This window comes from Schaalia naturae (genome assembly GCF_042665795.1).
Classification (GTDB): domain Bacteria; phylum Actinomycetota; class Actinomycetes; order Actinomycetales; family Actinomycetaceae; genus Pauljensenia; species Pauljensenia naturae.
Map to the genome: position 1 here is coordinate 711,436 of NZ_JBHTEF010000001.1, position 13,190 is coordinate 724,625.

Annotated in this window: 10 protein-coding genes; 3 read left to right on the forward strand and 7 right to left on the reverse strand. The window is 72.4% G+C overall.

The features are described 5' to 3' along the window. Window positions 1-798, reverse strand: coding sequence for an ATP-dependent helicase C-terminal domain-containing protein (locus tag ACFQWG_RS03140; protein WP_380972016.1), 798 nt, complete (start codon window positions 796-798; stop codon window positions 1-3). Then, window positions 795-2,582, reverse strand: coding sequence for a helicase-related protein (locus ACFQWG_RS03145; protein ID WP_380972018.1), 1,788 nt, complete (start codon window positions 2,580-2,582; stop codon window positions 795-797). The genes ACFQWG_RS03140 and ACFQWG_RS03145 overlap by 4 nt, the downstream gene beginning before the upstream one ends. 56 nt (window positions 2,583-2,638) lie before the next feature. On the opposite strand from ACFQWG_RS03145, the gene ACFQWG_RS03150 reads away from it, so the two are divergent. Next, on the forward strand, window positions 2,639-3,790 hold the full coding sequence (locus tag ACFQWG_RS03150; protein WP_380972020.1) for a hypothetical protein: 1,152 nt from the start codon (window positions 2,639-2,641) through the stop codon (window positions 3,788-3,790). 37 nt (window positions 3,791-3,827) lie between these two features. Here the strand turns inward: ACFQWG_RS03150 and ACFQWG_RS03155 are convergent, their stop codons facing one another. The 5 genes from ACFQWG_RS03155 to ACFQWG_RS03175 all read right to left on the reverse strand — a co-directional run bounded on the left by ACFQWG_RS03155 (window position 3,828) and on the right by ACFQWG_RS03175 (window position 10,519). Beyond that, on the reverse strand, window positions 3,828-5,537 hold the full coding sequence (locus tag ACFQWG_RS03155; RefSeq protein ID WP_380972022.1) for a dipeptide ABC transporter ATP-binding protein: 1,710 nt from the start codon (window positions 5,535-5,537) through the stop codon (window positions 3,828-3,830). Further along, on the reverse strand, window positions 5,534-6,631 hold the full coding sequence (locus tag ACFQWG_RS03160) for an ABC transporter permease (RefSeq protein WP_380972024.1): 1,098 nt from the start codon (window positions 6,629-6,631) through the stop codon (window positions 5,534-5,536). Before ACFQWG_RS03160 ends, ACFQWG_RS03155 begins: the two co-directional genes overlap by 4 nt. Then, window positions 6,631-7,749 (reverse strand): ABC transporter permease, encoded by a 1,119-nt coding sequence (locus ACFQWG_RS03165; RefSeq protein WP_380972026.1) that lies wholly within the window; start codon window positions 7,747-7,749, stop codon window positions 6,631-6,633. The genes ACFQWG_RS03160 and ACFQWG_RS03165 overlap by 1 nt, the downstream gene beginning before the upstream one ends. Window positions 7,750-7,825: 76 nt before the next feature. Next, a complete protein-coding gene (locus ACFQWG_RS03170) occupies window positions 7,826-9,469 on the reverse strand; it encodes an ABC transporter substrate-binding protein (protein ID WP_380972028.1) in 1,644 nt (547 codons plus the stop codon). Window positions 9,470-9,619: 150 nt separating this feature from the next. Beyond that, a complete protein-coding gene (locus ACFQWG_RS03175; protein WP_380972030.1) occupies window positions 9,620-10,519 on the reverse strand; it encodes an aldose-1-epimerase in 900 nt (299 codons plus the stop codon). Window positions 10,520-10,695: 176 nt separating this feature from the next. Between ACFQWG_RS03175 and ACFQWG_RS03180 the strand changes: the two genes are divergently transcribed. Beyond that, entirely contained in the window at window positions 10,696-11,463 is a 768-nt protein-coding gene (locus ACFQWG_RS03180) for a gamma-glutamyl-gamma-aminobutyrate hydrolase family protein (RefSeq protein WP_380972032.1), read from the forward strand. Between the two features lie 52 nt (window positions 11,464-11,515). Continuing rightward, entirely contained in the window at window positions 11,516-12,856 is a 1,341-nt protein-coding gene (locus ACFQWG_RS03185) for a C1 family peptidase (protein ID WP_380972034.1), read from the forward strand. Window positions 12,857-13,190 lie beyond the last annotated feature (334 nt).

A 13,190-nucleotide genomic window follows, 5' to 3' on the forward strand; every position in this document is an offset into this window, starting at 1 on the left:
TCAGCGCCGCCGCTCCCGGCGTTTCGCTCGGGAGGTCGGCTCCGCGCCAGCCGGGTCCTCGGGCCAGGGGTGCCGCGGGTAGCGGCCGCGCAACTGGGCGCGGACCTCGCGGTAGGGCCCCGCCCAGAAAGAACGGAGGTCCGCGGTGACGGCCACGGGCCGTCCCGCCGGATCCAGCAGATGCAGGAGCACCGGCACGCGCCCGTCCGCCACCGTCGGCGTGTCCAGCCAGGCGAATGCCTCCTGGACGCGAAGCGACAGCACCGGCTGGCCGCCCTGCGACCAGTCGAGGGCCCGCATCGCGCCGGTGGGGATGGGAAGCCGCTGCGGCGCCAGCTCATCGAGCCGCGCGGCCTCGGGCCAGGGGAGCAAGGCGCGCAGCCCGCCGACGGTGTCGACGGCGGCGAGCGATCCGCCTCGCGCCACGCGCGCGAGGTCGGCGCCCATCCACCCGCCGTCGCGCATCCGGGCGAGCAGAGCCTCCTCGGAGACATCCGGCCACGGGTCCCCCAGGGCGGCGTGCAGCACGGCCATCCGGTCCCGCAACGACCGAGCGGCCCCGGGCCACGGCAGCAGATCCAGGCCCCTGCGGGCCAGAGCCGACGCGACGAGGCGCGCCCCCTCCTCCTCGGGGACGCGCCCGAGGGGCCGGGAGGACATCTCGATCGACCCCAGCCGCGTCACCGCGCGCGCCCGGATGCGCCCGCCCTCCAGGTCCGCCTCGAGGTCCTCATGGACGAGGGCGTCCCCGGCCTGTTCCGCGTCGGCGGCCTCCAAGGGCGCGGCCGCCCGGATCACGCCGTCGGCGCGCCCCTGACCGCGCTGGAGCTCGGCGACGGCGAGCCACTCCTGGCCGGAGAGCGGACTCGAGGGGGAAGGACGGCTCCCATGCCGTCGGCGAGCAGATAGCGGTCGGCCCCCGGCCGGCGCCGCGCCAGCCACCCGGGATGGGCCAGCGCCGCCACGAGGGCGAGAGCCTCCTCCTCGGAGGGACTCGGCCCGCGGGTGGTCGCAGGCGCGCGGCCGTCCGGTGGATCCGCGAGCCGCTCCAGACGACGGGCCTGCTCGCGGATGCGGGAGAGGAGCGCGGGGTCCCCCTCCCCGCGCGCCGCCCGCCGAGCGACGGTTCCCAGGTCTGCGCCGGGCGCCCGGATCCCCTCCTCCAGCAGGGCCACCAGGCGCGCCGCCCGGCGGGTCCCGAGGCGCGGCGCCGACTCCAGCAGAGCCCGACCCGCAGGCGGGCCGACCGGCAGCATCGCGAGCCGCCACCCCAACGGGGTCGCGCGGCCGCCCTCGTCGATGGCGCCCAGCGACCGCAGCCTGGAGCCCGCGGCCTCAAGCGCGCCTCGGGGAGGCGGATCGAGGAAGGAGAGACCGGACATCCCCGGGCTGCCCCACGCCGAGCACTGGAGGAGCGCGTCGGTGAGGTCCGCCGTCTGGATCTCCGGACGCGACTGGATGGGTCGGCGCGCCCAATCGGCCTCCGCCAGGCAGCGCACGGCCACACCGGGTCCCAGTCGCGCGGCGCGACCGGCCCGCTGCTCGCACCGGGCCCGGGAAGCGGGAACGGTCACGAGCATCGGGATGCCGCGGGCGACATCGGTGCGGGGCTCGCGCGACAGGGCGGCGTCCACGACGACGCGCACCCCGGGGACGGTGAGGGAGGACTCGGCGATGGCGGTCGACAGGACCACGCGCCGGCGGGAGGAGCGGTCGGATCCGGAGAGGACGCGGTCCTGGTCGGCGGGGGAGAGCGAGCCGTGGAGGGGGAGGACGTCGACGCCGGGCATGCCGAGCTGCGCGCGCACCTGCTCGATCTCGCGCACACCCGGCAGGAACACGAGGATGTCGCCGTGCGTGCCGGCCGCCGTCGCCCGCACCGTGCGGGCGACATGGGCGAGGAACTCCCGTCGGACGCCGATGCGCCCGTCGGGCCCCGAGACGCCCATCGCCTCGGCCCCGCGCGGTGGCGGCGCCCAACGGACGTCGAGCGGATGCAGGACGCCGGGGACGTTGATGCGGACGGGGCCGCCTCCGGTGGCGGCCCCCAACAGCGCTCCGGTGCGCTCCGCCTCCAGGGTGGCCGAGGTCAGCGCCAGCACGAGATCCTCGCGCAGGCCGGCGCGGACGTCCAGCAGCAGGGCGAGCGCGAGATCCGTGTCGAGCTGGCGCTCGTGGAACTCGTCGAGGACCACGGCCCGGATCCCGGGCAGGTCGGGGTCGCGCTGGAGGCGGCGCAGGAGGACGCCCGGGGTGACCATCTCGATGCGGGTCGAGGGCGAGGTCCGCGAGTCGCCGCGCACCGAGTAGCCGACGGAGCCCCCGACGTCCTCATGGAGCAGGGCGGCGATCCTCCGGGCGGCGGCGCGCACCGCGACGCGCCGAGGCTGGGTGACGACGACCCGCCCGCCGGCGAGGGCGCAGGCGAGGGCCGGGGGGAGCATCGTCGTCTTGCCGGTGCCCGGGGGCGCGGTGAGCACCAGGCTCGCACCCGGGCTGGCCGCGGCCCGCGCGACCTGGTCGAGCACCGCGACGACCGGCAGATCGGGAGGATCGCTCAACAACTCGTCCAGGGCCCTCACCGGCCCAGTATCGCACCGGCCGCCCCAACGCCCCATCTGCCCCGTACGCTGGACCCGTGAAACCGATGACGGCGGAGGACCTCCTCGTCGGTCCGCGGGGCGCGCGGATGTGCCTGGAGTGGGCGGCGCGCTGCGCCCGGGAACAGCCCGATGACCGGGAGGCGTTCGGGCTCGACTCGGCGTTGCTGGACTGGGAGCTCGCGCGCGCCGGCTCCGCCTCGACGGTCGTCGCCTTCGCGATCGAGGAGCCCGAGGGGATGGCCGGGGCGGACATCCTCGGCGCCCTCGAGCGGAAGTCCCCGGAGCCTCCCGACCCGGGGCGCATCGCCGGGCTGGTGGGCGCCGTCCGGCTTCGGGAACCCGATGACCGCGAAGCGCTGGAACTCCTGGCCGAGGTCGTCGCACAGGCGTGCTACTGGCAGCCGCCCGATGAACGCGACCGGGTGGCGGCGCTCCCGCAGCTGCGGAAGCCGCTTCGTCGCGCGGCGGAGGTGATCGCCTCCGCCGCGTCGACCGTCTGGTGGACGTCGCCGATGGAGCGCGCCGGTCAGTGGGTCCAGACCTTCACGGAGCCCGGGGAGCGTCCGCTGTGGCCCGGACGCCCGGCGCTCGCCGCCCTGAAGGGGTGGCGAGCGAGGATCCCGGCGGAAGAGGCCCGGTTCGAGGACTGGTACCGCCGCGACTCCCGGAGCCTGTCCGGCTCCTGGTGGTCGATCGAGGGCTTCGACCTGGTGAGCACGACACGCGCCCTCGCCGACGGCGCGCCCCTGGGCCTGTGGTGCGTCGAGGACTGGATGAGGCCCGACCGCGTCCTCACCCAGCGGATCGACACGCCTGGAGACGTCTGCGTCCGCGAGATCGACGGCCCGGCCGATTGGGCGGATCTGTGCCGCGAGCATCCGGTCGACGTCACCTGGTCGCGGCGCGGTGACTGGGCGGAGTGCACGGGACGCGCCGCCGGCCCGTGGGTCCTCCCCGACTGGGCGGAGCTCGCCGCCTCCGGCACCGACGCCGTCCACCTCACCGTCCGCGGCTACCTGAGGTGCGCCGGCGCCGTCCTCGACGTCGACGGCGCGCGCGCGAGCACGGTGGCCGGGTGGGATCCGGATCGGACGTTCTGGCTCCGCGACGTCGGACCCGCCGGGCGGATCGCCGAATGGGAACCGGACGGCTCAGCGCCGGGCCTCGCGTGGCGCCGCCGCGGGTGAGCCAGCGGAACCGGCCGTGCGGGGCCGGGGGACGCGCTCAGCGGGGACCGGGTTCGAGCCGGAGGAATTCCTCGCGCCGGCGGGCCTGCTCGACCGGGTCCGGCACAGGCAGGGACGCGATGAGACGCTGCGTGTAGGGGTCCTGAGGGTCGGTGAGGACCTGGCGCGTGACGCCGCGCTCGACGATGCGGCCGCGGTAGAGGACCGCGACCTCGTGGGCGACCAGGTCGACGACCGCGAGATCGTGGGTGATGAAGAGGCAGGCGAAGCGCAGCTGATCCTGCAGGTCCCGGAACAAGCGCAGCACGCGGGCCTGGACGGAGACGTCCAGGGCGGAGGTCGGCTCGTCGGCGATGAGCAGCTTCGGGTCCAACGCGAGCGCCCGGGCCAGGGAGGCGCGCTGGCGCTGGCCGCCTGAGAGCTCGTGGGGGAACCGGTCCCCGAAGGAGGGGTGCAGCTGGACGGCCTCGAGCAGCTCGTCGACCCGCGGTCTCGCGTCCAGGGAGTCCTCCGCGGCCCCGTGGACCACCAGGGGCTCCGCGATGCACTGGGCGATGGTGAGCTGGGGGTTGAAGCTCGTCCCCGGATCCTGGAACACGAATCCGATGTCGCGGCGCACGGGGCGGAACCGGCGTTCCGAGAAGTCGCGCATCTCATGGCCGAGCACCTCCAACGACCCCGAGTGGATGCGCTGGAGGCCCGCGATCGCGCGGCCCGTCGTCGTCTTTCCCGATCCCGACTCGCCCACCAGGCCCAGGACCTCCCCGGGGCGGATCTCGAAGGAGATCCCGTCGACCGCCCGGAACGGCGGGCGCCCCCACCGTCCGGGGAACTCGACCGTCATGTCCCGGGCGGCCACGACGGCCTCCGCGCGGCGGGGCGTCTCCGGGGGCGAGGACGGCTCCTCGGGCAGGACCCGCGGCGGCTCCTGCCCGATGCGGGGGACGGCCGCCAGCAGCGTGCGCGTCCACTCCTGGCGCGGGTGGGAGAAGAGCTCGCGCACCGGGGCCTGCTCGATGATGCGGCCGTGGTGCATGACGGCGACCTCGTCCGCCAGGTCCGCGACGACGCCCATGTTGTGGGTGATGAGGAGGATCGTCGCGTCGAACTCGTCGCGGCAGCGCCGCAGGAGCTCAAGGATCTCCGCCTGGACGGTGACGTCGAGGGCGGTGGTGGGTTCGTCGGCGATGATGAGGCCGGGCCTGAGCGCGAGCGCCATCGCGATGACGATGCGCTGCTTCTGGCCGCCGGAGAACTGGTGGGGGTAGTAATCCACCCTCTCCGCGGGGTCGGGGATCCCGACCAGGCCCAGGTACTCGATGGCGCGCGCCCTCGCCTCCTTCCGGGAGATCCCCCCATGGGCGCGCAGGCCCTCCGCGATCTGCCATCCGATCTTGTAGACCGGGTTGAGGACGCTCGTGGGCTCCTGGAACACCATCGCGGCGTCGGCGCCCCGGATCTGGCGCAGCTGGTGCCCGCGCAGGGAGATGACGTCGCGCATCGCGGCGTCGGCGCGGTGCTCGAGCAGGACCGCGCCGCGGGCCGTCGCGGTCTCGGGCAGCAGCCCCAGGATCGACTTCGAGGTGACGGTCTTGCCGGAGCCGGACTCGCCGACGATCGCCAGGATCGAGCCGCGGCGGATGTCCAGGGAGACGTCGGAGACGGCCTCGACGGATCCCGCGTCGACCGAGAAGGCGATGTCGAGATCGCGGATGGAGACGACGGGCGGAGTGTCCTGCGTGCTCATCGGGTGGCCTCCTCGGCAGCGCCGTCCTCGTCGGTGGGGAGCCGGGGGACCCAGTCCTCGGCGATGGGGACCCCGGGGGCGACGGGGACGCCCGAGGCGTCGAGGTCGGTCGTCCCCGGCCCGCCCCGCACATCCGAGCGCACGAGGCGGCGCCGTGTGCGCAGCCGGGGGTCGGAGAGATCGTTGAGGGACTCGCCGACCAGCGTGAGGCCGAGGACGACCAGCACGATCGCCAGGCCCGGCCACACGGACGTCCACCAGATGCCGGCGGCCACGTCCGAGACCGACTTGTTGAGGTCGAATCCCCACTCGGCGGCGGACGTGGGCTCGATGCCGAAGCCCAGGAAGCCCAGTCCGGCCAGGGTGAGGATCGACTCCGAGGCGTTGAGCGTGAGGATCAGGGGAAGCGTGCGCGTCGAGTTGCGCAGGACGTGACGCGTCATGATCCGCCAGTTCGAGGCGCCGATCACGCGGGCGGACTCGACGAAGGCCTCGGACTTCACGCGGAGGACCTCGGCGCGCACGACGCGGAAGTACTCCGGGATGAACACGACGGTGATCGAGAAGGCGGCGGCGAGGATGCCGGTCCACAGGCCCGACTGGCCCTTGGAGATCACGATCGACATCACGATGGCGAGCAGCAGCGAGGGGAAGGCGTAGATCGCGTCCGTGACGACCACGAGCACCCGGTCCGCCCACCCGCCGAAGTAACCGGAGAGGAGCCCCAGCAGCACGCCCGCGAAGAGGGACAGGACGACGCCCGCGATGACCATGATCAGGGCGGTGCGCGCCCCCCAGATGGTCCGGGAGAGCACGTCGTACCCCGATACGGTCGTGCCCCACCAGTGCTGGGACGAGGGCGCCTGCTGCGCACCGAAATTTCCGGCGGCGTCCGACAGCTGGGCATACCCGTAGGGCGCCAACAGCGGAGCGAACAGGGCCACCAGCACGAACACGGCGATGACGACGAGCCCGGCGAGAAGCATGCCGCGCTGGAGCCCCACGGCCTGGGCCAGCTGGGCGCGCAACGGGATGAGGCGACGCCAGTCGGTGCGGAAGCGCCGCTGGGTGGGGGGAACGGCGACGGGGGCCATCAGTACCTCACTCGGGGATCGATGAGCGCCGCGACGATGTCGACGATGAAGTTCGTGACCGCGACGATGACGGCCAGCAGGGCGACGATGCCCTGCACGGCGACGAAGTCCCGGGCGGTGAGGTACTGGGCCAGCTGGAAGCCCAGGCCCTTCCACTCGAAGGTCGTCTCCGTGAGGACGGCGCCGGAGAGGAGCATGGCGATCTCCAGGCCGATGACCGTGACGATGGGGATGAGCGCCGGCTTGAAGGCGTGGCGGCGGACCAGCCGGCCCTCGGAGACGCCGCGCGAGCGGGCGGCGTCGACGTAGTCGGTTCCCAGCGTCGCGATCATGTTCGTGCGGACCAGACGGAGGAAGACGCCGGCGGTCATGAGCCCCAGCGCGAGGCCGGGGAGGACCGCGTGGGAAAGGACGTCGCCGACGTAGTCGAGCCGACCGGAGCGGATCGCGTCGAGGAGGTAGATGCCGCTGGCCCCGTCCATCGTCGACAGGCGCAGCTCGACGCGGGTGGAGGCCCGTCCGCTGACGGGCAGGACGCCCAGCCCCACGCCGAGGACGAGCTTGAGCAGCAGCCCGGAGAAGAAGACGGGGGTCGCGTAGAAGAGGATCGCGAGGACCCGCAGCAGCGCGTCCCCCCACCGGTCGCGCACGTGGGCGGCGACCATGCCCAGGGGGATCCCGACGACGAAGGCGATGACCAGCGCGTAGAAGGCGAGTTCGAGGGTGGCCGTCCCGTAAGTCGTGAGGATGTCGGTGACGGCGCGGTTGTCGGAGATCGTCGTTCCGAAATCGCCGCGCACCAGGTGGGCCAGGTAGTCCCCATATTGGACGAGGAGGGGCCGGTCGTACCCGGCCTCGTGGATGCGCGCCTGGAGGTCCTCGGGCTTGAGGCGGTCGCCGACGGAGGCGGTGATCGGGTCTCCGATGGTGTGCATGAGGAAGAAGACCATCGTGACCAGGATGAACACCGTGGGGATGATGAGGAGGAACCGCGTGAGGATGTAGCGCCACAGGGCCGACGGGCCCTTCCTCGCCCGGAGCGGCGCCTGGACGGACGGGGCCGGGGTCGAGGGCGGCGCTGCGCCCGGATCGACTGCTGGAACGGCGGGACTGGACATGTCCGGGATCCTCAGGTGGTGGGGGTGACGAGGAGAGGCGGGGGCGACGCGATGGACGCCCCCGCCTCTCGCGCGGTCACTTGGTGATGGGGGCGTAGAAGAACTTGAAGGACGCGTCCAGGTTGACGCCCTGGACGTCGGTGCCGGTCACGGCCACCTGCGCACCCTGCAGAAGGGGCACGGTGGACAGATCGGCCGCCACCTTGTCCTGGATCTCGCCGATCAGCTCCGCGCGCTTGTCGGCATCGCCCTCGACCTGCTGCTGCCGGATCAGCTCATCCACATCCGGGTTGTCGTAGTGGTTGGCCAGGAATCCGCCTTCGAGGAAGAAGGGCGTGAGGTAATTGTCGGCGTCGGAGTAGTCCGGGAACCAGCCCAGCTGGTAGGCGGGGTAGACGTCCGCGGTGCGGTCCTTCGAGTACTGCACCCATTCGGTGGACTTCAGATTGACGGTGAACAGGCCGGAGTCCTCCAGCTGCTGCTTGATCAGCGCGTACTCGTCACCGGCTGAGGGGCCGTAGTGCTCGGGCGTGTACTGCAGGTCCAGGGCCACCGGGGTCTCGACACCCGCCGCCTCGAGCGTCGAGGCCGCCTTGTCCGCGTCGGGCCCGCCCTCGCCGTCGCCGTAGAGGCTCTTGAGGGACTCGGTCGCGCCGGTCAGGCCCTCGGGCACGTAGGAGTAGAGGGGCGTGTACGTGCCCTTGTAGACCTGGTCGGCGATCGCGTCGCGGTCGACGAGGTCGGCGACGGCTTGGCGGACGGCCAGCGCCTTCGCCCCGTCCGCGTCCTCCGCGGACGCGCCGTAGGGCTGGGTGTCGAAGTTGAAGACGATGTAGCGGATCTCGCCGCCCGGTCCTGTCTGGACGGTGACGTTGTCATCGTTCTCGAGGTCGGCGATGTCAGTCGCCGAGAGGGACCGGTACGCCACATCGACGTCGCCCTGCTGGACGGCGAGCTTGAGGTTCGAGGAGTCCGCGAAGTACGACACGGTCACCGAGTCGTTGGCCGCCGGATCGCGGTGCCCGCCGTAGTTCGGGTTCGGCTCGTAGAGGATCGTCTGGTTCTCCTGGTAGGTGGAGATGACGTACTGGCCGCCGAAGGCGTTGCCGGCGACGATGTCGGCCGCGGGCGTCAGGGCATCGGGGTCGAAGACCTCCTCGTCGACGATCGGCCCGGCGGGGGAGCTCAGCACCTGCGGGAACGTCTGGTCGTTGGCGCTCTTGAGGTGGAAGACCACCGTGGTGTCGTCGGGCGCCTCCACGGAGTCGAGGTTCGACAGCAGGGAAGCCGGGCCGTTCGGGTCGTTGATGGCGAGCTGCCGGTCGAAGGTGAACTTGACGTCGGAGGAGGTCAGAGCGTGCCCGTTCGCCCAGGTGAGGTCGGGCTTCAGCGTCACCGTGTAGTCGGTGTCGGAGGTGAACTCCGCCGACTCCGCGATATCGGGCTCGACGTCGGAGGATCCCTCGGGGGCGTCGAGCAGGAACGGGAACACGTTGACCTGGACGGCGAAGGAGCCGTTGTCGTAGGACCCGGCGGGGTCGAGGCTCGTGACCTTGTCGGTGGTGCCGATGACGATGTCGCCGCCTCCGCCCCCGCCGCTGGCGGCTGGCTCGCCGGACTCATCGGCGGAGCCGCCCCCGGAGGAGCACCCGGCCAGGAGGGCGAGTGCGGAGAGAGTGGCAAGGGTGCTCAGGACGGCACGGGAAGGATGGGGGGACATGCGCGCGCTCCTTGATCGTCGGGACTGACGCACAGGGGCCAGGGCCCACATGCATGCCGGTCATGATCCGCCAAAACCAAGGTCTTGGGCGCGCAATGTCATGATGTGAGATGTCGCTCCCCTCGCCCGCGCGGGAGGCCGTCCTCCGCGTCAGTCCGCGAGGGACCCGCGGATGCCGAAGGTGAGGCTCGCGCTCTCGCCGGGCTCCAGGGCGATCAGGCCCTCCCCGGAGTTGAAGGCGTCGGGGGCGCAGGTCATGGCCTCCACGGCGACTCCGCGGCGCCCCTGCTCCTCTCCGCTGTAGACCTGGACCCATGGGGCGTCGGACTCGAGCGACACGGACAGACCGGACTCGGCGGAGCGCAGGGACACGGACCAGGGGCCCTCCGGCAGATCGGTGAAGGCGTGGTCGATCCTCCGGGCGCCGATGAGGCGGGCGGAGCGGAAGTCCAGGTCAAGCTCGCCGACCGGCCGCCGGGCCACGGGGGAGAGGTTGCTGTCGGTCTCCAGCGCGCTGGAGGCGGGGACCTTCAGCGAGTAGGCGTCGCAGGGTTCCAGGTCCAGGGTGAGGTAGGGGTGGGAGGAGGCGCCGTAGGGCGCGGCCTCGGAGCCGACGTTCGTCGAGGTGATCGTCACGGACAGCCCGGTCTCCTCATGGAGGGCGTAGGTCACCCAGGACTGCAGGGCCCACGGGTACCAGTACCGCGGCGCGATGAACGCGCCGAGCGTCGCCGAGTCCGAGTCCGCATGGACGACCGACCAGTCGACCCAGCCCATCAGCCCATGCAGGGCGGCTCCCGTCTGCGGCTCGTTGACGGGGGCGTGGTAGGTCGAGCCGGCCCAGGAATACGTTCCCCCAGAGATCCGGTTGGGCCAGGGCACGAGCGTCTTGCCGAGCCACCCGCGGGGCAGCTCGGAGGCGGCGTGGGGAACGACGAGATCGTGTCCACCCAGGGTCAGGCCCGCAAGCCCGGCGCCCACGGTCACGAGCCGCGCGCGATAGCCTCCCGATGCCAGCGTGATCTCCGTTCCGGATGCCGTGCGGGTCATGGGCGTGCCGTCCTCTCGGTAGGCACGTCGCTCGTGCCGTCGTCGACTCTGTTGTGCCGCCGCCCAGTCTACGAGCCGGCGGGGAGGGCCGGGCGCGCCCCACGGTCCGGGATTCACCGGAGACCATTGGGCGGACATGGGTGCCGCGGCGTCCGTTCCGGTGCCACAGTCGGGCCATGTCCTCCCATCGACCCACGCTGCTCATCTCGAATGCGCTGCCCGAACGGCCGGGCGAGGCGCTGTACAACGCGCACGTGGATCGGATGTGGGCCTCGCTGACGGCGGCGGCCGCCCCCGGCTGGGACGTGGTCCGAGAGTTCGCCCAGCTCGACGGGGACCGAGCGGCCGTTCGCGCGGCGCGCCTGGCCGACGCCGTCATCCTGATGGGCGGCGAGGACGTCGACCCCCGCTACTACGGGGGAGCGGCCGACTATCCCGGCGCCAGCCGCCACTGGGCGCGCGCCGACGTCGCGCAGATCGCGATCGTCCGCGCGGCCGTCCGCCACCGCATCCCCCTGCTCGGCATCTGCCGCGGCCTGCAGGTCATCGGCGTCGCGTTGGGGGCGACGCTGGTCCAGGACATCCCGGGGACACGGCACCACAACCCCCATCTGCTCCGCGACCACCACTTCGCCCGCCACGAGGTCGCCGTCCGGGCGGGTTCGCGCCTGGCCGGAGCGCTGGGGGAGGGGCGGGTCGAGGTCCACTCCGCTCACCACCAGAGCATCGACCGCGTTCCCGGCTCCCTGGAGGTCACGGCCCGCTCCGCCGACGGCGTCGTCGAGGCGGTCGAGCACCGGCGCGCGCCGGTCATGGGCGTCCAGTGGCATCCGGAGGATCCGGAGGCGGACCCCGGGGCGCTGGCGGCCCTGCTGGGGCTGCTCGCCGCTCGGGCGCAGCGCCGGCCCGCGGGCCCGGGAACGGGGTCTCGGCGGGCCGCCTGATCCTCCGGCGTACCATCGGGGCATCAGCATCCGAGCCAGGAGGACCACATCCATGACCACGCTCACAGGCGCCATCGACGGCGCGCTGTTCGACCGGCTCAGCCGGCCCGAGTCCGACCCCGCGCTGCGCCTCGCGCTCAACGCCGTGACCCGGTCGGGCATCGACGAGTCGGCGCTGGATCGGGGCAGGGTGGTGGGCACTCCCACGGTGGTGTCGAACCGCCTGGACAACTGGGCGGTGACGAGCCAGAAGAAATCGGGCCGGTGCTGGCTGTTCTCCTCCCTCAACCTCCTGCGCTCGCGGGCGCGCGCCGACCTGGGGGTCAAGGACTTCGAGTTCTCTCAGAACTACGCGATGTTCTGGGACAAGTTCGAGCGGGCGAACTGGTTCCTCGAGGACGTCATCGCGACGGCCTCGCAGGACCTCGGCTCCCGCCTCGTCCAGTTCCTTCTCGCCGAGGTCCTGGGCGATGGCGGCCAGTGGGACATGGCGGTGTCCCTCTACCTCAAGCACGGGGTCGTCCCCAAGCAGGCGATGCCGGAGACCCAGCCGTCCTCCAACACCCGACGGATGAATACCCAGCTGCAGGTCCTCCTGCGGCGTTCGGCCCTGGATCTGCGCGCGCAGGTCGCGGCGGGCGCCTCTGCGGATGAGCTTCGGGCCGCGAAGGAGTCCGTGCTGGGCGACGTCTGGCGCATCCTCGTCATCTCCCTGGGGGTGCCGCCCTCCCGTTTCGACTGGGAGTGGCAGGACGACGAGGGCGGGTTCCACCGCGAGGGCACGCTGACGCCCCGCGAGTTCTTCGACCGCCACGTCGGGATGGACCTCACGCGCTACGTCTGCCTGGTCGACGACCCGCGCGCCGCCCACCCGAAGGGGAGCGCCTTGACGGTCGAGCATCTGGGCAATGTGGTCGGCGGTCGGGAGATCCGTTACATCAACGCCCCCATGGACCTGGTCAAGCGGCTGGCCGCGGATGCGCTGGCGGCGGGCGAGCCGGTGTGGTTCGGCGCGGACGTCTCCCAGCAGGCGGACCGCGACTCCGGTCTGCTGGTCGGCGGGCTCCACGACTACTCGGGGCTGTTCGGCGTCGACCTGTCGACGACGAAGGAGCAGCGGGTCATCAGCGGTGAGTCCGCGATGAACCACGCCATGCTCTTCACGGGCGTCGACATCGCCGAGGACGGGACCCCGCGCCGTTGGCGCGTGGAGAACTCGTGGGGGGAGGAGCCCGGGGACAAGGGCTACTTCACGATGGACGACGCATGGTTCACCGACTACGTCTTCGAGGTCGTCGTGAAGATCGACGCGCTGCCCGAGGACCTGCGCCCCGCCGTCACCGAGGAGCCTCTGGCCCTGCCGGCCTGGGATCCGATGGGCACGCTCGCCTGAGCGCGGATCTGGGCCGATAGGGGCCCCGCACCACCCGGCGGCACTGCGCCCCGGCGCGTCCTCTGGCCGTCCCCGTCCTCGACGGGGGCGGCCACTGCTTGATCTGGACCTATGGCCCCCGATTCGCCGGGGCCCGTCGTGGTCGCGACGGCCGGAGAACGTCGAATGTCGCACAGAATACCCGGAGGTCCGCGCGGACCGGCACCGGGCGCGTCGGCATTGATGCAGGCCACGGGCGTGAGGAGGAAACCGTCCGAGTTCGCGTTCCGGCATTTGGTGCTGTTGGGGCGCTTTCAGGTCCTATGGGCCCCTCTGTATGGACCCCTCTGGCGGG

Coding starts and splice junctions, on each gene's coding strand:
- ACFQWG_RS03180 (WP_380972032.1), top strand. CDS start 10,696: ATGTCCTCCCATCGACCCACGCTGCTCATCTCGAATGCGCTGCCCGAA.
- ACFQWG_RS03175 (WP_380972030.1), bottom strand. CDS start 10,519: ATGACCCGCACGGCATCCGGAACGGAGATCACGCTGGCATCGGGAGGC.
- ACFQWG_RS03165 (WP_380972026.1), bottom strand. CDS start 7,749: ATGTCCAGTCCCGCCGTTCCAGCAGTCGATCCGGGCGCAGCGCCGCCC.
- ACFQWG_RS03155 (WP_380972022.1), bottom strand. CDS start 5,537: ATGAGCACGCAGGACACTCCGCCCGTCGTCTCCATCCGCGATCTCGAC.
- ACFQWG_RS03160 (WP_380972024.1), bottom strand. CDS start 6,631: ATGGCCCCCGTCGCCGTTCCCCCCACCCAGCGGCGCTTCCGCACCGAC.
- ACFQWG_RS03170 (WP_380972028.1), bottom strand. CDS start 9,469: ATGTCCCCCCATCCTTCCCGTGCCGTCCTGAGCACCCTTGCCACTCTC.
- ACFQWG_RS03185 (WP_380972034.1), top strand. CDS start 11,516: ATGACCACGCTCACAGGCGCCATCGACGGCGCGCTGTTCGACCGGCTC.